Source organism: Pseudomonas sp. ok266, from assembly GCF_900110195.1.
Taxonomy (GTDB): domain Bacteria; phylum Pseudomonadota; class Gammaproteobacteria; order Pseudomonadales; family Pseudomonadaceae; genus Aquipseudomonas; species Aquipseudomonas neuropathica.
In genome coordinates this window covers 80,856-101,079 of the sequence record NZ_FOCU01000017.1, presented here as the reverse complement: position 1 = coordinate 101,079, position 20,224 = coordinate 80,856, and the positions used below count along the sequence as shown (strand labels likewise).

23 protein-coding genes are annotated in these 20,224 nt (G+C 60.4%); 14 read left to right on the top strand and 9 right to left on the bottom strand.

Going from position 1 to position 20,224, the window contains the following annotated elements:
- The first annotated feature begins 95 nt into the window (after positions 1-95).
- Positions 96-1,010: a LysR family transcriptional regulator gene (locus BMY54_RS27290; protein ID WP_093441051.1), complete on the top strand. Its 915-nt coding sequence runs from the start codon at positions 96-98 to the stop codon at positions 1,008-1,010.
- Here the strand turns inward: BMY54_RS27290 and BMY54_RS27285 are convergent.
- Both BMY54_RS27285 and BMY54_RS27280 read right to left on the bottom strand, forming a co-directional pair.
- Positions 1,000-1,770 (bottom strand): substrate-binding domain-containing protein, encoded by a 771-nt coding sequence (locus BMY54_RS27285; RefSeq protein ID WP_093441047.1) that lies wholly within the window; start codon positions 1,768-1,770, stop codon positions 1,000-1,002. The genes BMY54_RS27290 and BMY54_RS27285 overlap by 11 nt on opposite strands.
- Before the next feature lie 12 nt (positions 1,771-1,782).
- Positions 1,783-3,075: an MFS transporter gene (locus tag BMY54_RS27280; protein ID WP_093441043.1), complete on the bottom strand. Its 1,293-nt coding sequence runs from the start codon at positions 3,073-3,075 to the stop codon at positions 1,783-1,785.
- A 428-nt stretch (positions 3,076-3,503) separates the two neighbouring features.
- Between BMY54_RS27280 and BMY54_RS27275 the strand changes: the two genes are divergently transcribed.
- Together BMY54_RS27275 and BMY54_RS27270 are read left to right on the top strand one after the other, a co-directional pair.
- Positions 3,504-3,809: an RcnB family protein gene (locus BMY54_RS27275; protein WP_093441038.1), complete on the top strand. Its 306-nt coding sequence runs from the start codon at positions 3,504-3,506 to the stop codon at positions 3,807-3,809.
- A gap of 101 nt (positions 3,810-3,910) precedes the next feature.
- On the top strand, positions 3,911-4,375 hold the full coding sequence (locus BMY54_RS27270; RefSeq protein WP_093441034.1) for a hypothetical protein: 465 nt from the start codon (positions 3,911-3,913) through the stop codon (positions 4,373-4,375).
- A gap of 5 nt (positions 4,376-4,380) precedes the next feature.
- Here the strand turns inward: BMY54_RS27270 and BMY54_RS27265 are convergent, their stop codons facing one another.
- Positions 4,381-5,457 (bottom strand): sensor domain-containing diguanylate cyclase, encoded by a 1,077-nt coding sequence (locus BMY54_RS27265; protein WP_093441029.1) that lies wholly within the window; start codon positions 5,455-5,457, stop codon positions 4,381-4,383.
- A gap of 163 nt (positions 5,458-5,620) precedes the next feature.
- Between BMY54_RS27265 and BMY54_RS27260 the strand changes: the two genes are divergently transcribed.
- Together BMY54_RS27260 and BMY54_RS27255 are read left to right on the top strand one after the other, a co-directional pair.
- The gene (locus tag BMY54_RS27260; protein ID WP_093441024.1) at positions 5,621-5,959 is read left to right on the top strand and encodes an FKBP-type peptidyl-prolyl cis-trans isomerase; all 339 of its coding nucleotides are present in this window, start codon (positions 5,621-5,623) and stop codon (positions 5,957-5,959) included.
- On the top strand, positions 5,956-6,408 hold the full coding sequence (locus BMY54_RS27255; protein WP_256573982.1) for a hypothetical protein: 453 nt from the start codon (positions 5,956-5,958) through the stop codon (positions 6,406-6,408). Before BMY54_RS27260 ends, BMY54_RS27255 begins: the two co-directional genes overlap by 4 nt.
- A 139-nt stretch (positions 6,409-6,547) precedes the next feature.
- Here BMY54_RS27255 and BMY54_RS27250 read toward each other — a convergent pair whose 3' ends face one another.
- The 3 genes from BMY54_RS27250 to ftrA all read right to left on the bottom strand — a co-directional run bounded on the left by BMY54_RS27250 (position 6,548) and on the right by ftrA (position 8,610).
- Entirely contained in the window at positions 6,548-6,817 is a 270-nt protein-coding gene (locus BMY54_RS27250) for a hypothetical protein (RefSeq protein WP_016984248.1), read from the bottom strand.
- Between the two features lie 2 nt (positions 6,818-6,819).
- Complete coding sequence (locus tag BMY54_RS27245; protein ID WP_093441014.1) at positions 6,820-7,200, bottom strand: DUF6124 family protein; 381 nt, start codon at positions 7,198-7,200, stop codon at positions 6,820-6,822.
- Positions 7,201-7,635: 435 nt separating this feature from the next.
- Positions 7,636-8,610, bottom strand: a complete 975-nt coding sequence (ftrA, locus tag BMY54_RS27240) for a transcriptional regulator FtrA (RefSeq protein ID WP_093441009.1) — start codon at positions 8,608-8,610, stop codon at positions 7,636-7,638.
- 101 nt (positions 8,611-8,711) lie between these two features.
- On the opposite strand from ftrA, the gene BMY54_RS27235 reads away from it, so the two are divergent.
- The 4 genes from BMY54_RS27235 (at position 8,712) to BMY54_RS27220 (ending at position 12,387) form a co-directional block, all read left to right on the top strand.
- Positions 8,712-9,140: a rhodanese-like domain-containing protein gene (locus BMY54_RS27235; RefSeq protein ID WP_093441005.1), complete on the top strand. Its 429-nt coding sequence runs from the start codon at positions 8,712-8,714 to the stop codon at positions 9,138-9,140.
- Between the two features lie 247 nt (positions 9,141-9,387).
- Complete coding sequence (locus BMY54_RS27230; protein WP_016984244.1) at positions 9,388-10,167, top strand: ABC transporter substrate-binding protein; 780 nt, start codon at positions 9,388-9,390, stop codon at positions 10,165-10,167.
- 210 nt (positions 10,168-10,377) lie between these two features.
- On the top strand, positions 10,378-11,490 hold the full coding sequence (locus BMY54_RS27225; RefSeq protein ID WP_093441000.1) for a M14 family metallopeptidase: 1,113 nt from the start codon (positions 10,378-10,380) through the stop codon (positions 11,488-11,490).
- Positions 11,491-11,670: 180 nt separating this feature from the next.
- Positions 11,671-12,387, top strand: coding sequence for an alpha/beta hydrolase (locus BMY54_RS27220; protein WP_093440996.1), 717 nt, complete (start codon positions 11,671-11,673; stop codon positions 12,385-12,387).
- Here BMY54_RS27220 and BMY54_RS27215 read toward each other — a convergent pair.
- Positions 12,377-12,934 carry a DcrB/PsbP domain-containing protein gene (locus BMY54_RS27215; protein WP_093440992.1) on the bottom strand — a complete coding sequence of 186 codons (558 nt, stop codon included), beginning with the start codon at positions 12,932-12,934 and terminating at the stop codon, positions 12,377-12,379. The two genes, BMY54_RS27220 and BMY54_RS27215, sit on opposite strands and share 11 nt — an antisense overlap.
- A gap of 84 nt (positions 12,935-13,018) precedes the next feature.
- Positions 13,019-13,792 carry a hypothetical protein gene (locus BMY54_RS27210; RefSeq protein ID WP_093440988.1) on the bottom strand — a complete coding sequence of 258 codons (774 nt, stop codon included), beginning with the start codon at positions 13,790-13,792 and terminating at the stop codon, positions 13,019-13,021.
- A gap of 147 nt (positions 13,793-13,939) precedes the next feature.
- Between BMY54_RS27210 and BMY54_RS27205 the strand changes: the two genes are divergently transcribed.
- Together BMY54_RS27205 and BMY54_RS27200 are read left to right on the top strand one after the other, a co-directional pair.
- Entirely contained in the window at positions 13,940-14,476 is a 537-nt protein-coding gene (locus BMY54_RS27205; protein ID WP_093440984.1) for a chalcone isomerase family protein, read from the top strand.
- A 72-nt stretch (positions 14,477-14,548) separates the two neighbouring features.
- Positions 14,549-15,868 (top strand): Nramp family divalent metal transporter, encoded by a 1,320-nt coding sequence (locus BMY54_RS27200; protein ID WP_093441251.1) that lies wholly within the window; start codon positions 14,549-14,551, stop codon positions 15,866-15,868.
- A 130-nt stretch (positions 15,869-15,998) separates the two neighbouring features.
- On the opposite strand, the gene BMY54_RS27195 is transcribed toward BMY54_RS27200, so the two are convergent.
- The gene (locus tag BMY54_RS27195) at positions 15,999-17,102 is read right to left on the bottom strand and encodes a cytochrome P450 (RefSeq protein ID WP_093440981.1); all 1,104 of its coding nucleotides are present in this window, start codon (positions 17,100-17,102) and stop codon (positions 15,999-16,001) included.
- Positions 17,103-17,181: 79 nt separating this feature from the next.
- Between BMY54_RS27195 and BMY54_RS27190 the strand changes: the two genes are divergently transcribed.
- From BMY54_RS27190 to BMY54_RS27180, 3 genes are all read left to right on the top strand, one after another.
- Complete coding sequence (locus BMY54_RS27190) at positions 17,182-17,940, top strand: ArsR/SmtB family transcription factor (protein WP_093440977.1); 759 nt, start codon at positions 17,182-17,184, stop codon at positions 17,938-17,940.
- Between the two features lie 145 nt (positions 17,941-18,085).
- Positions 18,086-19,306 (top strand): putative DNA modification/repair radical SAM protein, encoded by a 1,221-nt coding sequence (locus tag BMY54_RS27185; RefSeq protein WP_093440974.1) that lies wholly within the window; start codon positions 18,086-18,088, stop codon positions 19,304-19,306.
- A complete protein-coding gene (locus BMY54_RS27180) occupies positions 19,303-20,136 on the top strand; it encodes a TIGR03915 family putative DNA repair protein (RefSeq protein ID WP_093440970.1) in 834 nt (277 codons plus the stop codon). Before BMY54_RS27185 ends, BMY54_RS27180 begins: the two co-directional genes overlap by 4 nt.
- Positions 20,137-20,224: the final 88 nt, after the last annotated feature.

Sequence of the window (20,224 nt, the reverse complement as noted above, 5' to 3'; positions counted from 1 at the left end):
GCTCGCTCCCACAGGGGATTTTCATCGTTTCTATAATAATTGGCATCAATTGGTTACATTCATAACCTCTACGAATCAATCCCCCGAGTCCCGCCATGGCCATCAACTTCGACCTCAACGACCTGCAAGCCTTTCGCGCCGTGGTCGAGCAGGGCAGTTTTCGCAAGGCCGCCGACACCGTGCGCCTGTCGCAACCGGCGCTAAGCCGGCGCATTGAAAAGCTTGAAGACGCCCTCGGCGTCAAACTTTTCGAACGCACCACACGCAAGGTCAGCCTGACCCAGGCCGGACGCGGCTTCATGCCCAGCGTCGAGCGTTTGCTGGATGATCTCGACGTGGCGTTATTGGGCATCAGCGAAGTCGCATCGACCCGTTTGGGCCATGTCACCGTCGCCTGCGTGCCTTCGGCGGCGTACTACTTCATGCCCCGCGTGGTTGCGCGCTATCACCAGCAATTCCCACGCATCAAAGTCAAAGTGCTCGACTCCAGTGCGCACGATGTCTTGAGTGCGGTGGTCAACGGCGAGGCGGATTTCGGCTTGAGTTTCCTTGGCACGCAGGATGCCAAAGTCGAGTTCGAACCGCTTGTGCAGGAGTGCTACGTCGTCGCTTGTCGCCGCGATCACCCGTTGGCCGGGCGCAGCAGCGTGACCTGGGACGAGTTCTATCAGCAGGATTACATCTCGCTCGACAAGACCTCCGGCAACCGCTTTCTGCTCGATCAGGCGTTGAGCACGGTGGTGCCGCAGCGCCCGAGTATCTGCGAAACCCGGCATGTGACGACGATGATCGGTCTGGTGGAGGCGGGGTTGGGGGTGGCGGCGGTGCCGCTGATGGCTATGCCGGGGCCGGATCATCCGATCCTGACGCGGGTGCCGCTGACCGACCCGCAAGTGATGCGCAGTGTCGGCATCATCAAGCGCCGGGGTCGCACGCTGACCCCGGCGGCATTGGAACTGGAGCGGCTGGTGGTGGAAATGAAAGTCCAGCCGCCAATTGTCAACGCTTGACCGAATCCAGTCCGGTGGCTTGCACGTCAGCTTGTGCGGACGGCGCGGCGAGGTAGGCGAGCAGGGCTTTGGCTTCTTCAGGATGCTGTGCGCCGACCGGAATCCCAGCGGCAAAACGCGTCACCGACTGTACCGATTCCGGAATCTTCGCCACGAAACTCACGCCCGGCACCGGCAGCAATTCGCTGACCTGCTGGAAGCCCAGTTGATAGTCGCCAGTGGCAACCACCGAGCCGACCGGAATTTTCGCAATCATCTTGGCCTTCGGTTTCAGTTGATCTTCGATCCCCAGTTTCTTGAACAACTGCTGCTCGATGTAGACGCCGCTGGCGCTGTCGGAGTAGGCCACCGATTGTGCGTCGAGCAGGGTTTTCTTCAGGCCGTCGACACTGCTGATGTCCGGTTTCGGCGCGCCTTCACGCACCACCAGGCCGATCCGCGAATCGGCCAGCTCAACGCGCGAGGCTGGGTCGACCTTGCCTTGCTTGATCAAGTCATCGAGGGCATAGCCGACCATGATCACCACGTCGGCGTGTTCACCGCGCGCGAGGCGATTAGGGATCGCTTCGGGGGCTTTGCCCATCGATGGGCCGAGGCTGGTGGTCAGGGTGTTGCCGCTGGCGGCGGCGAATTTCGGCCCGAGAATCTTGTAGGCGGCGGTGAAGCCGCCGGAGGTCATCACGCTCAATTCTTCGGCCTGGGCCGCGAGGTTGAACGCGAGACCGGCGAGCAGGGCGGAGACAGTAAACAGTTTTTTCATGGCGAGTTTTCCTCAGGCCGCGACAGGTTGCAGACGACCACCGGCACGGCGGTACAGATAAAGAGTGGCGCACAAGGCACATAGCGCACCGATGCTCATCCAGTAACCCGGCGCGGCTTTGTCGCCGGTGTACTGAATCAGGAAGGTCGACATCGCCGGGGTGAAACCGCCGAAAATGGCGGTGGCCAGGCTGTAGGCGAGGGAGAAACCGGCAACCCGCACTTCGACCGGCATGATCTCGGTCAGCGCCGGAATCATCGCGCCGTTGTACAAGCCGTAGATAAACGACAGCCACAACAGCGACAGCAACATGTGGCTGAAGCTCGGCGCCTGCACCAGGTACGACAGCGCCGGATAGGTCGTGGCCAGGGCCAGCAGCGACATGGCGATCAGCACCGGACGCCGGCCGATACGATCCGACAACAGGCCGCCAATCGGCAACCAGAAGAAGTTCGACACACCGACCAGCAGCGTCACCAACAGTGCATCGGAGGTGCTCAGGTGCAGCACGGTTTTGCCGAAAGTCGGCGCGTACACGGTGATCAGGTAAAACGCGGTGGTGGTCAACGCGACCATCAACATGCCGCCGAGTACCACGCCCCAGTTCTGGCCGAGGGTGCGGAACACTTCGCCCATGCTCGGGCGGTGTTTGCGTGCGGCGAACTCTTCGGTTTCCGCCAGGTTACGGCGCAGGAAAAAGATAAACGGCACGATCATGCAACCGACGAAAAACGGAATCCGCCAGCCCCAATCGGCCACCACATCCGGCGCCATCCACGCGTTCAGCGCATAGCCCAAAGCGGCGGCGACGATGATCGCCACTTGCTGACTGGCCGACTGCCAAGCGGTGAAGAAACCTTTGCGGCCCGGCGTGGCGATCTCGGCGAGATACACCGACACACCGCCCAATTCCGCACCGGCCGAGAAGCCTTGCAACAAGCGCCCGATCAACACCAGTGCCGGCGCAAATAGGCCGATGCTTTCGTAACCGGGCACCAGCACGATCAATATCGTGCCGCTGGCCATGATCGACAGGGTGACGATCAAACCTTTACGCCGACCGACATCATCGATGTACGCACCGAGCACGATGGCGCCCAGCGGACGCATCAAAAAGCCTGCGCCGAACACCGCAAAGGTCATCATCAGGGAGGCGAACTCACTGCTCGCCGGAAAGAACACCGCCGCGATCTGCGTGGCATAGAAGCCGAACAGGAAGAAATCGAACTGTTCGAGGAAGTTGCCCGAGGTCACCCGGAAAATGGCACCGGCCCGCGAGCCGCTGTGAGGGATTGAGGCTGTCATAGAAAAGTACTCCACCGCTTTTATGACGTGCGCGACGGGAGGGCGGCGCACGGTTTTTATTGAGGTGGATGGTGGCGCAGGTGTAACAGGATGTTAATTGCATTATTGGCATGGATTGATGTGTAAAGTGGATCAATCCAGAGTCGCCCTGAATAAACCTGTGGGAGCGAGCCTGCTCGCGAAAGCGGTGGCCCAAGCAATGAAGATGTCGAATGTGCCGGCCCCTTCGCGAGCAGGCTCGCTCCCACAGGTTTTCGTGGCAACTGAACATTCTGCTTACACCACGGAATCTGTAGGCCTGCGCCTGCTCGCGATAGCGGCCCAACTGACAACTACAATCCTCCAGTCTGCCCCGGCAAAAAAACAAGGAATGATTCCCGGACCCGGCAGTCCGAGTTCAGGTAGCACACATCTCTGGAGGTTCACCGATGAACAGCAAAACCCTAATCGCCAGCCTGGCCCTCGTCGCCGGCATTGCCGGGATCAGCCCACTTGTTCAAGCGGCGCAAACCTCAAATGAACAAGCCGTGCAATCGCCGACCAGCGACCGCGAATTGAAGGTCAACGACCGCGCCCCGGATATTTATCAGCGCAGTGAAAAAGCCATCGATTGGAAAACCAAGGGCCTGAAAAAACCTGTTGAGCAGGCGCAGTGGGTACAGATCAATGACCAGTACGTCATGGTGATGATCACCAACGGGACGATTGTCGAGATGAAACCGGTCCCGCGTTAAACCTCCGGCAACAATCAGCCAAGGACGGTTGATTGCAATCGAGCGCCGTTCGGGTAAAACCCTTGGGGCGTTTCGAGTGAAGGGAAGTCAGGAGCAACAGGTTGGAAAAGAAACCGCTGTATCGCAAAGAAAACACCACCGCCCACAATGTCTGGCGCAACAACCCCGGCGGGCACTACCGTGATCAACGAAACACCAAAGCGCAAAGCCGCAGCGAGGCCACGCGCGGCTCGATGCATGGCATCAAACACCACGGCTACGACTACACGCCGTTGTTTCGTTTTCTGTTATCTCGCGTCGGCGGTCATTGGGATGAGATTTTCAGCGAAGCGGTATCTCGCCTTGATCGGCCAGAGCCGGTGTTCTGGATGGTTGCCATCCACGAAGACGATCGCAAGGACATTGTGCGACTGGGCGAGTCGGCCTACTTCAACGGCCTGTTCGTCGATGAGCAAAAGCAGCTGCAAATCGTCAATCCGCAGCTGAGTGTCGAAGAGATGAAGCCTCATTGCCGTTGCTGCACGCATACCTTCAATGGCGTTCCGTTTGGCCTGCCTGCGGACTGATCGAGCTACTCGACCCGAACGTGATTCATCACCTGCCCACCCCCCAACCGATACTGATTATTGCCACTGCGCTTGGCCTCATACATCGCCAGATCGGCAATGTGCAGCAAGCGATCCATAGCCGTCGCATGATCCGGAAACACCGCCACGCCAAGGCTGGTGCCGATGTGGCGCTGGTCGTTGCCGATGCTGATCGGGGGCGACAGTTCGATGAAGATTTTCTGGCAAATGCTGCGCGCTTCGTCCTGCAAACTCAGGCTCGGCGCCAGGTCTTGCAGGATCACCACAAACTCATCGCCGCCAATGCGCGCGACCGTATCGGTGGCGCGCAGGATGCGTTTCAGCCGCGTGGCCGTGGTGATCAGCACGCGGTCGCCGGCGGCATGGCCATAGCGGTCGTTGATGGTTTTGAAACCGTTGAGGTCGACGAATACCAGCGCTACGCGAGTTTCGGTCTGCCGCGCGTGATCCAGTGCTTCGGACAAGCGTTGTTCCAGCACCAGACGATTGGGCAGGCCGGTCAGCGGATCGAAGTGAGCGAGGTGTTGCAGGTAGCTGGCCGAGGCTTTTTCTTCGGTGATGTCGCGCACCACACCCATCATTTTCACCACAGCGTCGTGGTCGTTGTGCACCACGTTGCCGGTTTCCCGCAGCCAGCGAATCGTGCCGTCGGGCCAGACCACGCGGTATTCCTCATCGTGATTTTCGCCGGTCTCCAGGCAGCGAAGTTCGCCTTCGCGCACCTTGGTGCGATCGTCCGGATGGACGCAGGAACAGAACAGCGCATAGGACGGCGTAATCTCGCCGATCTTGAAGCCGAACATGCCGTAAATCGCGTCCGACCAGTACAGCCGATCCGTGTCGACTTCCCAGTCCCAGGTGCCGATGCGCGCAAAGTACTGGCTGCGTTTGAAACGCTCGACGTCGCCGTCCTGCTGAATGCTCCGGCCATCGGCGGCCCGAGTCAGCAGATCCCGATACTGCGCGAGCTGCCGGCGCAAATCGCGTTCGCGCCACAGCAGCAGGGCGATGATGGCCAGCATGATCGCGCCCACGGCAAGGCTGATCCAGAACAGAGTCATTCGGGCGCTGCCAGCATGGCGGGTCGATCCGTAGAGTAGTGGCGGTTGGCTATGTTAATGCTTCATTACTCGGTTCGGATACCATGTTGATCTGCGCTGCCAGGTTGCCAATCCCCGGCATTTCTGGGAAAACGGCGGCCGGCTGAACAATAGAGTGAATGTTATGAATGATGAACTGCAGGTAATCGATCTTCAGATCGGCGAAGGCAAAGCCGCCATCAAAGGCGCGCTGATCACCACCCAATACACCGGATGGCTGGAAGACGGCAGCGAGTTCGATTCTTCCTACAGCCGTGGCAAACCTTTTCAGTGCGTGATTGGCACCGGGCGCGTGATCAAGGGGTGGGATCAGGGTTTGATGGGGATGCAGGTGGGGGGCAAACGTAAATTGCTGGTGCCGGCGCATCTGGGGTATGGCGAACGGACGATGGGCAAGATCCCGCCGAATTCGAATCTGGTGTTTGAGATTGAGTTGTTGGAAGTGTTGACGCGGGAGGATTGAAACCGGGTCGTTTTTTACGCTTGGGAATAAATGCGATGGATGTGTGGCAGTGGGTTTCACAAGTTGCCGATTGGCTGGTGGAGAGGCATGCCTCGCGCAGAGGATCGACTTACAACTACATGTATTTCGTTTCCGCTGCCGCTGCGGTTGGCAGTTGGGTAGCCGCGAAAGAACTGCTCGCCAAACGCAAGGCCCTCAAAGCAGACGTGTCTGAAGCTCTGCAAAATGAAACGTTACGTGCGATGTCCTTTGCTCAGGAGGATGGGCGGCCGGTCAAACGCACTGCGACGTTGGTCCGACAGGCAGAAACCTTTTTCGTCACGGTCATTCGTCATGACGATGAAGAACGCGTGGAGTCATCCAGTGAAGCGTTGCACTCGCTGGACGATGTCGACGTTTACTTGCGTGAGCACACACCCTTTATCCTCGCGGATTTTCGAGCTTCGTGACTCACGCGTCCGATGCAGAAAGAACGCCATCGCGAGCAGGCTCGCTCCCACATTGGGCCGGCGGTGTACTCAAATACCGCGAGTAACCGCGAACAACTGTGGGAGCGAGCCTGCTCGCGAAGAACGATCACGCGGTCAATCAGGCTGCGTGTGCCATCTCGGCCAGTGTGTCGGCCACGGTTTTTTGCAGTGAGGGGAACCGGCGGGTTACGCGGCGCAGTGCGGGTAGCACGGCGTCGATTTCCAGTTCATCGAGTTGGGGAAGCACGGTGACGGCGGAGGCGACGATGGTTTCGCGTTCGCTTTCGAAGAGCACCAGGCAGGCGTTCTGCGCCCAGCGTCCGTCCCGCTCGTTGAAGCCCATGGCCACCAGTGCCGCGACGACTTGTGCATCGGTTTTGATGGACATGTTTATTGCCTCAGGGCGGGTTCGATTTTGTCGAGGGCGCGGTTGACCGCGAGTTCGCCGAGCATGACCACTTGCTGGATGCCGAGCACGGTGTTGCGGTAGGGCGAGTCGAGCAGGGCGGCGAAGTCGCTGAGCATGACGCTGGCCGAAGCCATGGATTCGCAGGCGTGGGCCATGAGGTCTTCGGCGCCGGTGTTGGGGTCGACGAGGAACATGGTGCTGGGTTTGCGTGGTGGCGCTGGGGGAGTGGGTTTCAGGTAGTGGTCGAGGGCGCGTTCGGCGGCTTCGTGGAGTTTTCTGGAGCCCGGTTCGGAGTAGGGGGACGTTGGATTTGGATCGACTTCCGCGTCTGTTTCGGGCGGATTCGGCGTTATTTTGAACATATGCTAGGAAACCTCAATGAGGCTGACACCGTTTGCGACTAAACATTGGGTGGCAGCTATACGCAGGTTAGTCGACCGGCCTCCTAGCTAAACCGGCGCGCTCGAAAGCGCCCTGCGCATAGCCGCCATTGAGTGCAGGCATGGAGATGCCAGACTGAATAACTGCTTGCAAGCTAGAGATGAAACCGAGCGACTAAACCCGATCACTGAACATTCAGTGACGCGAACCAAGTTACCGGCAGCCCCCAAGCCGCACAAGCCGGCGGATTCTGGCGTAGTTGTAGGCAAAGGCGCAAGGCGCTGTAGCCTTGTGGCTGATGTCTAAATGATGCTGCGTTTGACTGGGCGCCTTCGCGAGCAGGCTCGCTCCCACAGGGGGAACGCATTCCAAACTGTGGGAGCGAGCTTGCTCGCGAAGGCGCCTTCAAAACCACCTCAGGATTCAACCCTCACGCCGCGCCCAAACCGCTCCCGATACACCGAAGGCGGAACCCCCACCACGCCGCGAAACGCCACGCGAAAACTCTCCACCGACCGATAACCGCAACGCTCGGCAATCTGCTCGGTATTGTCCGGCGTGCTCTCCAGCAACTCCCGCGCCCGCGCTAACCGTTCATGCTGCAACCAAGCCTTGGGCGACTGCCCACTGGCCTCGGTAAATCGCCGCAGAAACGTACGCTCACTCATCGCCGCTTCACTGGCCAGATCACGTACCTCCAGCGGTTCATGCAAACGCTCACGCGCCCACTGCATCACCCGCGACAGATCATTGCGCGGCGTCGGGCTGACCGGGGTTGGAATAAACTGCGCCTGACCGCCAGTACGCTGCGGCGACATCACCAGGCGCCGCGCCACCGAGTTGGCGACTTGCGTGCCGAAGTCCCGCGCCACCAGATGCAGGCAGGCATCGATCCCGGCCGCGCTGCCCGCCGAAGTGATCAATTGCCCGGAGTCGACATAAAGCACGTCCGGATCGACGGCAATCGCCGGGAAGCGCTGCGCCAGTTCCGTCGTGTAACGCCAATGGGTGGTGGCGCCGTGGCCGTCGAGCAAACCGGTGGCCGCCAGCACAAATACACCGGAGCAGATCGATAGCAACCGCGCGCCCCGGGCATGGGCCTGACGCAACGCGTCGATCAATGCTGGAGGCACCGCCGCGTTACGGTCGCGCCAGCCGGGAATGATGATGGTGCGCGCCTCGGCCAACAATTCCAGACCGCCATCGGCCAGCACCTGAATGCCGCCCAAGGCGCGCATCGGGCCTTGATCGACCGCCGCAATGGCGTGGGTGTACCACGGGAAATCGAACTCCGGCCGGGTCAGGCCGAAGACCTCCACGGCGATGCCAAACTCGAATGTGCAGAGGCCGTCGTAGGCCAGAATCGCAACCAGACCTGGTGATGTCGGCATTTGGCGGAAAATTCCCGGTGAGTGTCTTGTGCGCCACTGTAGCCGCAAGCGACCGCTCGATAAAGTCTGTTCACACCCGTTCAGATAAAGGAGCAACACCCATGGTCAGCCTGGTTCGCGACATTCCTGCGGCGCCGTCGGCGATCGCCCTGATGCACTTCAGCAATCGTCTGACTTTCGAAACCGATTGTTCCGACGTATTCAGTAGCCAAGAGGCCGGCGAGATTGATTTTGTCCTGGTCGATGTACGCGGGCCGCTGGCCTATGAGCGCGGGCATGTGCCGGGCGCGATCAATATCCCGAACCGTTTGCTCACGGCGGCGGAACTGGCGAGTTACCCGAAAACCACGCTGTTCGTGGTCTATTGCGCCGGCCCGCATTGCAACGGCGCGAACAAGGCGGCGGTGAAGCTGGCGGCGCTGGGGTATCCGGTCAAGGAGATGATCGGCGGGGTTAGCGGATGGCTGGATGAAGGCTTTCAACTCAGCGTTGAGCAAGTCGGCAAAACCGCCATCGGCTGCGAATGCTGACGTTCTTTTAAGAGAAATCCTGAGCAAAAAAAGCGCTTGTCCTACAGCTCTTGCTCCACGACGGCGCACCCGTTGACCCCGGTCAATCGGTGCGCCGATCTTTCATAAGTATTTGTCGCTTAAACACAATTTACCCTGTGCGCGCCGCCATAGACTGCCGGCCACTTCGGTGTTTGTAGCCAATTGGCCATGACCGAACGCTGAATCGAAAGCTGCCAATAAAAGCCTCCGCACACAGGAGTTATAAATGAAGAAGCTAGTGATGTTCGGTGCCCTGGCACTGTCGATGTTGTCCCTGACCGCCGTGGCCGAAGACGCCAAGCCGATCCGCATCGGTATCGAAGCCGGTTACCCGCCATTCTCGATGAAAACCCCTGACGGCAAACTCGCCGGTTTCGACGTCGATATCGGCGATGCGCTGTGCGCGCAGATGAAAGTCAAATGCACCTGGGTTGAGCAGGAATTCGATGGCCTGATCCCGGCGCTGAAAGTGAAGAAGATCGACGCGATTCTGTCGTCGATGACCATCACCGACGACCGCAAGAAGAACGTCGATTTCACCATCAAGTACTACCACACCCCGGCGCGCTTCGTGATGAAGGAAGGCTCCGGTGTCAAAGACCCGCTGACCGAGCTCAAGGGCAAGAAAGTCGGCGTGCTGCGTGCCAGCACCCACGACCGTTACGCCACCGAAGTGCTGGTGCCGGCCGGGATCGACCTGGTGCGTTACGGCTCGCAGCAGGAAGCCAACCTCGACATGGTTTCCGGGCGTATCGACGCGATGCTGGCTGACTCGGTCAACCTGAGCGACGGTTTCCTGAAAACCGACGCGGGTAAAGGTTTTGAATTCGTTGGCCCAACCTACGAAGACGCCAAGTACTTCGGCGGCGGCGCCGGCATTGCGGTGCGCAAGGGCGATACCGCGCTGGCCGAGCAATTCAACAAAGCCATCACCGAAATCCGCGCCAATGGCGAGTACAAGAAAGTCCAGGACAAGTACTTCGACTTTGACGTGTACGGCCATTAATACGCCGTAGAAAAAAGTGGCCCCGTTTGCGCGGTGGCCACTTTTTTTATGCTTTCTTTCTACAGATGGAGATCCCTGTGGGAGCGAGCTTGCTCGCGAATACGGTTTAACATTCAACATCTTTATTGACTGTCAAATTGCATTCGCGAGCAAGCTCGCTCCCACAGGGATCTCATTGATCCAGATCTACCAGACTGCAGGAGTCTTCCCATGCAACGCATCGACCATGTTCTGCCCTGGAGCCACTTGGGCAGCGAGCGCTCGCTCAGCGTGTTTCGCTATGGCGCGGGCACCCGCAAGGTGTACATCCAGGCCAGCCTGCACGCCGATGAACTGCCGGGCATGCGCACCGCGTGGGAACTCAAGCAACGCCTCAATGAACTGGAACAGCAAGGCCGTTTGCAGGGCGTGATCGAGCTGGTGCCGGTGGCCAACCCGATCGGCCTCGATCAACATGTGCAAGGCGCGCACATGGGCCGCTTCGAACTGGGCAGCGGCAAGAATTTCAACCGCGCCTTCGTCGAACTCAGTGCGCCGGTCGGGGCGTTGATCGGTGAGCGTCTGGGCACTGATGCCGAGGCCAACGTGGCACTGATCCGCCAAACCATGGGCCAGGTATTCGATGAACTGCCGGCGCCGGCCTCGCAACTGGAAGCCTTGCATCGCCTGTTGCTGCGCCATGCCTGCGATGCCGACATCACCCTCGATCTGCATTGCGATTTCGACGCGGCGATTCACCTGTACGCGCTGCCACAGCACTGGCCACAGTGGCAATCGCTGGCCGCACGTTTGAAGGCTGGCGTGGCATTGCTGTGTGAGGATTCCGGCGGCAGCTCGTTCGATGAGTCCTGCTCGACGCCGTGGCTGCGTCTGGCGCGGGCGTTCCCTAACGCTGCGATTCCGGCGGCGAATCTGGCGACCACGCTGGAACTGGGCAGCATGGGCGATACCCGGGTCGATCAGGCGCAGGCCAATTGTGAGGCGATCCTCGGCTTTCTTGCCGAGCAGGGTTTCATCGGCGGCGAGTGGCCGGCAGCGCCAAGTGAGTGCTGCGAAGGTCTGCCGTTCGAGGGCACCGAATACCTATTCGCACCGCACCATGGCGTGGTGAGTTTTCTGCGCAATGCTGGCGAGTGGGTGGAGCAGGGCGATGCGTTGTTCGAGGTGGTCGATCCGTTGCAGGATCGCGTGACCACCGTGCGCGCCGGCACCAGTGGCGTGCTGTTTGCGCTGGATCGTGGGCGTTATACCGAGCCGGGGATCTGGCAGGCGAAAGTGGCGGGGCGGGTGGCGTTTCGTACCGGGAAACTGACTAACGACTGACGGGATCTCCGTTGGGGCTAATGGCCTCATCGCGAGCAGGCTCACTCCTACAGGGGAATGTATTTCCAATGTGGGAGCGAGCTTGCTCGCGAAGGGGCCATCAGCAGCCCCCAACATGTTGATCCTCGCCGCAGGATGTTAGGCTCCCCCCGAACCCGACTCTCCGTGAAGGAAGGCTCTATGTTGAAGGTCTTTGCTCTCTTGACCCTGCTGGCGTCCAGCGCCGTGCAGGCGCAAACCACGCTGCAATCCGATCTGCCGCTCAAGTACATCGAACAGGTGCACGCCGACGCCGAGACGCGTCCGTTGGTGATTTTCCTGCACGGCTACGGCAGTAACGAAGCCGATCTGATCGGCATGAAATTCCAACTGCCGGCGCAATACAACTACCTGTCGGTGCAGGCACCGTTGTCATTGGGTGAAGGACGTTTCCAGTGGTTTCGCAAGAAAGGCGAAGGTGCCTACAACGGCGAGACCGATGATCTGAAGGTCAGTGGGCAGAAGCTGCGCGACTTTGTCGCGCAAGCGGCGCAGAAATATCACACCACCCCGAGCAAGGTGTACCTGATCGGCTTCAGCCAGGGCGCGATGATGACCTACGAGGTGGGGCTGCGGCCGCCAGTCGCTGTCGGCGGGATCGCTGCGTTGAGCGGGCGTTTATTGCCAGTGTTGAAAGCTGAACTCAAAGGCCAGCAGCAGCCGTTGCCGCTGAATATCTTTATCGGCCACGGCACCGCCGATGATCGGGTGCCCTACCACGACGGCACCGAGGCCAATGCGCAGCTACAGAAGCTGGGCTACAAACCGCAGTTTCATGCCTATCCCGGCGTCGGCCACAGTATCAGTGCGGCCGAGCTGCGCGACTTGAATGGCTGGCTGCAGCAGCTCAATCCTTGAGGATGGTTTTCACCAAAGCATCGTGACCTTTCTTGTCGCTGGCGCGGGAGATCACCTGCACCAGCGCCATTTTCGTCCCGGAGCCGGCCATCAGCGTGGTGTTGAGGGTCTGGCCACCGCCCTGGGTCGCGGTGCTGTCGACCTGGCGCAGGCCAAGGCCGGTGCCTTTCTGGGTCAGACTTTTTTCGCTGAGTTTGTTGAAGTCCGGCAGGGCCTTGCGCTGGTCGTCGATGAAACTCGAGACGGTGCTGTCGAGGAACTGCCCGTCGTTATCCTTGACGTGCTGGCCTTCGGGAATCTGGTTTTCAGCGGTAATGACCACGGTCTTCGTCGCTTCATTGGTGTACATCGTGCCTTTGGTTCCGCTCGGGCTGGTCGGCAGCGGGTCGGCGACGAAACCTTTAGGCAACACAAAGGTGAACTTGCCCTCGAGCATCGAAACTTTCTCGGTGCCGGCATTTTTCTTGGCCGCTTGCGCGTGGAGGGCGCCGAAACCGGCGAGGGCCGCCACCAGCAGGACGACGGCTTTTTTGCTCAACAATGACATGTGAATCTCCGGTGGATGGTCGCGCGAGGCGGGCGATCATCCCACGGAGGGGGGCGGGCGTTCCAGCGCGAATCGTCTGACCGGTTACTGCGCCTGCGCTTTCGCCAGCGGACGGGCCAACAGGCGTTTGGTCACGCCGAGCATCGCCACCGACACCGCGACACCGACGGCGAATCCACTCAGTCCCATGCTCGGCAAGGTCAGTGCCGAGACCAGACAAAACGCGGAGAACGAATACATGCCGGTCGCCGTCGCCCGTAACAATGCGGCGGTAAATGCCGGGCCGCGCGTCTGTTGCGAGAACACCGCCATTACACTGCCGAGCACCGGGAACACCGCGAGCAAACCGCTCCAGCGCTCGCCGACGGTGCTGGCCAGCATCGTCACCAGCAGGGTCAACGCGGCACCGGCGATCATTCGCCAGATCAGTTTGTCCGACTTCGGCGCCGGACCGTTGAGCACCGGTTGTACCGCAGGAAACAGATACGGCGATGCCAACAACGCAACCGCCGCCGCTGCCACCGAAAACGGCAGCGACGCCGGGATCAGCGACAACACCCAAGCAATCACGGCCCACACCGACAGCGACGCCGCCAACGCCAGCGGCCAGTTCGCCCGTTGCGCGACCTGTGCGTAGATGATGCAGAACGCAATCATCGCGAACATCGCCGATAACGCCGCCACCGCTGACTGTGCGGCAAACGCCGGACCCTGCTCGATGGCGAGGAAAAACAGAATCGGCCCGACCACCACCGGCAATCCCGACAGCCACCCGGCCACGCTCGGCCCCCAGCGTTTGCCCGCCAGGGATATCAGCAGCAGAAAACCGGGAATCAGCAGCAGTTTGAGGATCAGCACGCAGGTGTCTCCGTCCGTTGAGGGTAGGCCACGGTAGCATTGTCGATCGGCGATTGCTGCCTATGTGCGCAGTTTTTGTATACAAAGTAACGGGGGCGATACCCGGCTATGCTGTGTGTATCAGGGTTTACCGGAGTCGATGCCGCGATGAGAAGAACACCGAAGCTGGTGCGAGGATGCTGCGGCATCGGCTTGTGGGCGTTGTTGCTGACGCCGACCTGGGCCAATTGGCAGGACGCCGTGCCCGGCGCGCAGATCATTGGCACCGGCGATTACAGCGTGTTCGGTTTCGATGTCTACAACGCGCGATTGTGGAGTGCCGCGCGGCCCTTGGTCGACGGTCAGCCATTTGCGCTGGAGTTGATCTACCGCCGCAACATCTCCCGCGATGATCTGGTCAAGGCCAGCGTCGACGAAATCAAACGGCTGGCCGGTGCCCGCGTCAGCCCGGCGCAATTGGCCGGGTGGCAGGTACAGATGCAGCAATCGTTTGTCGATGTGCAGGCCGGCACGCGGATTACCGGGGTGTATCTGCCGGGGCAGGGCGCGCGGTTTTTTGTCGGTCAGCAGTTGCAGCATGAGATCAATGACCCGCTGTTTGCCCGGGCATTTTTTGATATCTGGCTGGATCCGCGCACGCGCAGTCCGGAGTTGCGTGAACAGTTGTTGGGGGTGAGTCGATAGATTCTTTTGCACTTCAAGGCTCCGGCTGAAACCTCTAAGCTGCGCCTTTCCGACTTGTTTCTGGATGTGTGCGTGAAATTCAGTTTGCCCAAAATCGCCACCGCGCCGTTTTGCCCGCCGGAAGTGGCCGGCAGTGTTGCGGTGGATCCCAGCGCCTCGTTCTTCAAGCGCGTGCTGCGTTTCGCCGGCCCCGGCTTGCTGGTGTCGATTGGCTACATGGACCCGGGCAACTGGGCCACCGCCATCGAGGCCGGTTCACGCTTCGGTTACAGCCTGTTGTTTGTGGTGTTGCTGGCGAGTCTGGCGGGCATGGTCGTGCAGTGCCTGTGCTCGCGGCTGGGCATCGCCACCGGGCGCGACCTGGCGCAATTGTCCCGCGAGCGCTACAGCACGCCGACCGCACGGCTGCAGTGGGTGTTGGCGGAAATCTCGATCATCGCCACCGATCTGGCTGAAGTGCTGGGTTGTGCGCTGGCGTTTCATTTGTTGCTCGGCTGTTCGCTGACCTTCGGCATCGCCCTGACCGCGTTCGACACCTTGCTGGTGCTGGCCCTGCAAAATCGCGGTTTCCGCCGTCTGGAAGCAATCATGCTGGTATTGGTCGCGACCATCGGCGTGTGTTTCTTCGTTGAACTGCTGCTGATCAAACCCTACTGGCCGGACGTCGCCCAAGGTTTCAAACCGTCGCTGGCGGCGATTGGCGAAGCGGCTCCGTTGTACCTGGCCATCGGTATTCTCGGTGCGACAGTGATGCCGCATAACCTCTACCTGCACACCTCGATCGTGCAGACGCGGATGATCGGCAAGGACCTCGCCAGCAAGCAGGACGCGGTGAAACTGGCGCGCATCGACACCATCGGTTCGCTGGCCCTGGCGTTGCTGGTCAACGCGGCGATTCTGATTCTCGCGGCGGCAGCGTTCCACCAGTCCGGGCACACCGACGTGGTGGACATTCAGGACGCCTACCACTTGCTCGATCCGCTGGTCGGTGGGGCGCTGGCCAGCGTGTTGTTCGGCGTTGCGCTGCTGGCATCGGGGCAGAGTTCGACCTTCACCGGCACCATCGCCGGCCAGGTGATCATGGAGGGTTATCTGAACCTGCGGATCCCGTGCTGGCAGCGGCGCTTGATTACTCGCGGACTGGCGTTGATTCCGGCATTCGTCGGCGTGTGGCTGATGGGCGATAACGCGATCGGCAAATTGCTGGTGTTGAGTCAGGTGGTGTTGAGTCTGCAGTTGCCGTTTGCCTTGTATCCACTCATTCGAATGACTAACGACAAACAACTGATGGGGCCGTTTGTGAATCGCTGGCCTACCCGGGTGCTGGCCTGGGGGTTGTTTGTGGTGATCAGCGGCGCTAACAGCTGGCTGATTTTGCAGTGGGCGGCTTGAGCCAGCATTTTCAGTGACTGGGCTGGCCTCTTCGCGAGCAAGCTCGCTCCCACAGGGTTATCGGGTGTGCACACTATTGCGATCACCCGATAACTCATGTGGGAGCGAGCTTGCTCGCGAAGACGGACTGTCAGGCGCCCACATCGCTGAACACTGGAATGCGCCCGTTGAGCGAAGGCTTGTAGTGCCAGTTCAGACGATTCAGGTCGATGTCATGCCTGATTATTTCCCTCACCGTCGCCCCGGCAATACTCATCGCCAGCGCTTGCCCCGGACACTGATGCCGACCACTGCCAAAACTGAAACTGCGGCGGTTGGCGCGCTGTGGCAGAAACTGCTCCGGCTGTTCGTTGAGCGCCGGATCTCGATTGGCCGAGGCCAGCAGCACTAGAATCACATCGCCCGTTTCGACACGTACTCCAGCGATCTCACAGGACGCGGCGACAAAGCGCCGGGTGTTCTGCACGGGCGGGTCGAAGCGCTGGACTTCGTTGAGCAGTGCTTCGATGGATTCGCCGCGCAACGCTGGCTGCCGACGTAGCGCTAGCAGCGTATTGCCGATCAGGCCGGCGCAGGCTTCGAACGTCTGTGAACAGAGGCCGATCAGGTTGGCGATCAAGGTTTCCTCATCGCCAGTGAAGCGCTGTTGGATTGCACTGAGCAACGGGCTGGCCGGCTCGGCGAGCAATTCGATGAAGTCACCGCGCAGTTGTTCAGCCGCCGCCTCTGCTGCGGCCAGTTGCAGGTCATTGCTCAACGGCGACAGGCAGGCAACGAAATCCGCCGTCAATTCACTGATCGCCCGCGCTTGCGCCGGGGTGAACCCCAGCAGCGCCGCGACCACGCACACCGGGCCACGAAGCATTGCCTTGTACACCCCGTCGGCGTCCGCTGTGATCAGCCGCGCGGCGACCAATCTGTCGACGGCCTCGAGGTCGAGCGAGGCCAACTCAGGCTCAATGGCAGCGCGCGGGCAGCGCTGGCGTTCACCGTCATTCATCCGCATCAGTTGGCCGAAGACTTTGCCGGCCATGCCTTTTGTAATCGCTTTGGGCACTGGCTCCTGCGCCGGACGCACCCGGCAATCCGCGTGGGCCAACACCGCACACACCGCCCGGGCACTGCTGGCGACCCACAGTTTCAGCTCTGGATGAAACGTCAGTCCACCTGCTGCGCGCAGTTCGGCGTAGTAGGGATAAGGATCGGCGTGCGTTGCGGCGCTGATCGGGTTCATGGTTTGCATCCTTGTCGGCGGGGAAAGTGTTGCTACTATCTCCACTGCGCAACGACGATGATTCGTCCGGGAGCGAACTATGCACGCAGAACATCAAGACATCGGCGTTTCCCAAGTGGCCGCCGCCATCGCCGAGCCGGCGCGAACGAAAATCCTCTGTTCGCTGATGGACGGCCACGCCCGCACCAGCACTGAATTGGCGACGATCGCCGAAGTCAGCGCCTCGACCGCCAGCGTGCACCTGGCGAAACTCAAGGACCTGGCACTGCTGCGCCTGCATGTGCAGGGCCGTCATCGCTATTACAGCCTAGCCGATCAGCGCGTGGCGCAGGCGCTGGAAGCGTTGATGGTGATTGGCCAGAACGCCGCGCCAACGTTCAAGGCGCACACCCCGGATCGCCTGCAATTTGCGCGCACCTGCTATGACCACATGGCCGGGACGCTGGCGGTGATGCTGCATGACCGTTTGCTCGAGGGCGGTTGGTTGGTGGCAACCGACGAGCAGGCGTATCGCTTGAGTGAAAGCGGGGAGGCGCTGTTTCTCGGGCTGGGTATCGATGTGCATGATTTGACCACCCTGCGCCGCAAGTTTGCCTGCCCGTGCCTGGACTGGAGCATGCGCCGGCCGCATCTCGGTGGTTCGCTGGGGGCGGCGCTGTTGCAGACCGCGTTGAAGCGCAAGTGGGTGACCCAGGATCTGGACAGTCGGGCGCTGGCGTTGACGGCGCTGGGGCGCAAGGAGATCGGTGCGCGGTTTGGCGTTGAGTGGCCGGTAGACGGGCAGATCAAAAGATCGCAGCCTGCGGCAACTCCTACAGGAATCGCGTACACCCGATAAATCTCGACCGTACCCAATCCATGTGGAGCTGCCGAAGGCTGCGATCTTTGATCTTGACCTTCTGGCCGACGAGGGGTGCATCTGCCACCTTGTATCACCGCTGTCGGCCCTATACTGTATATGCAAACAGTATAGGGCCCGCGCCATGCAAATCATCGACAAGCTGAGCATCCTCGCCGACGCCGCCAAGTACGACGCCTCCTGCGCGAGCAGCGGCGCGCCCAAGCGCAGCTCCGAGGGCAAGAGCGGCCTGGGCTCGACCGATGGCATGGGCATCTGCCACAGCTACACGCCGGACGGGCGCTGCGTGTCGTTGTTGAAGATTCTGCTGACCAATTTCTGCCTTTACGATTGCCAGTATTGCGTCAACCGCCGCTCCAGCGATGTTCCGCGCGCTCGCTTCACCCCCGAGGAAGTCGTGGCGCTGACCATGGATTTCTACCGGCGTAACTGCGTCAGCGGGCTGTTTCTCAGTTCCGGCATCATTCGCTCGGCGGACTACACCATGGAGCAACTGGTGCGGGTGGCGAAGCTGCTGCGTGAAGAGCATGAGTTTCGCGGGTACATCCATCTCAAGACCATTCCCGAAGCCGATCCGGCATTGATTGAAGAGGCGGGCCGCTACGCCGATCGCCTGAGCGTCAATATCGAACTGCCCACCGATGCCAGCCTGCAAGTGCTGGCACCGGAGAAGGACATCACTTCGATCAAACAGGCGATGAACACCATCTACACCGGCGTGCAGACCGTGCTGAACGAACCGCGCTCGGCGAAATTCGCCCCGGCCGGGCAGAGCACGCAACTGATTGTCGGCGCCGATGACACCGATGACAGCACCATCCTCCACAGCGCCCAGGCCTTGTACGGCAACTTCCGTTTGCGCCGGGTCTACTATTCGGCCTTCAGCCCGATCCCCGACAGCCCGAAAAGCGTGCCACTGGCCGCGCCGCCGCTGATGCGCGAACACCGTTTGTATCAGGCCGATTTTCTCCTGCGCAGCTACGGCTACAGTGCTGATGAATTGCTCAAGGGGCCGGGTAATCTTGCGCTGGACATCGACCCGAAACTGGCCTGGGCGTTGCAGAACCGCGAAGTGTTTCCGCTCGATCTGAACCGTGCCGAAGCGTCCCTGATTGCGCGTATTCCCGGTATCGGCTTGCGCACCACCGAACGACTGGTCGAGCTGCGCCGCCAGCGGCGCATCCGTTACGAAGACGTCGCGCGTATGCGCTGCGTGCTGGCCAAGGCCAAGCCGTTCATCATCACCAGCGACTATCACCCGCAGCAGGCCGAGGTCACCAGCCATATGCTTTATCAGCAATTGCGTGACCGGCCGATGCCGCAACAGATGGGGTTGTGGGGATGATCAATCTCGATTGCGACGACCTGTTCGACACCTGGCGCCAGCAGGCGCGCTGGCTGCTGAGCCATGAAGTCGATCCGAGTCTGGTGAGCTGGGCCTCGCAAGGTGTGGGTGATCTGTTTGCCAGTGATGAGCCGGTGCCCGAAGGGCAGGGGCCATTTCAGGCACGTATTCCGCGAGCGCTGCTCGACACTCTGGAACAGGCCTCGCGTTATCGCGGTGATCAACGCTGGAGTTTGCTGTATGAAGTGCTGTGGCGCGTCAGCCACGGCGACCGTACCGCGATGATGGCCGGGGACAAACTCGGCAGCGAGTTGCAGCGACGGATCAAACAAGTGCATCGGGAGGCCCATCACCTGCACGCATTTGTACGTTTCATCGAGCGGCCTTCATCCAGCGCGGGTCCGCAATATGTGGCTTGGCATGAGCCGGCCCACGACATTCTGCACAGCGCCAGTGAGCATTTCATCGGGCGGATGGGTCGCCATCGCTGGTTGATCGCCACCCCGCGTGACGGGGTCTATTACGATGGCGAGCAACTGATCCATCAACGGCAATGCCCGCTGGAATGGCAGCAGTTGGCGCAGAACGTCGATGATCCTCATGGTGATCTTTGGCTGACCTATTACAGCCACATCTTTAATCCAGCGCGGTTGAACGAGAAGGTTATGCAGGGGCATTTGCCGGCGCGGTTCTGGAAGAATCTGCCGGAGGGGGAGTTGATTCCCGGGTTGATTACGCAGGCGCGGATGGGTAAGCAGCAGAATGGGCAGGCGAGTGGGATTGCTGATCGACTTGGTAAACGGATAACGCTCAAAAGCCCCTCACCCTAACCCTCTCCCAAAGGGAGAGGGGACTGACCGAGGTGCTCGGACTTGATCCATCGACCTGAAAGCTCGAGTCGAACTTCAGTCTTGAGAA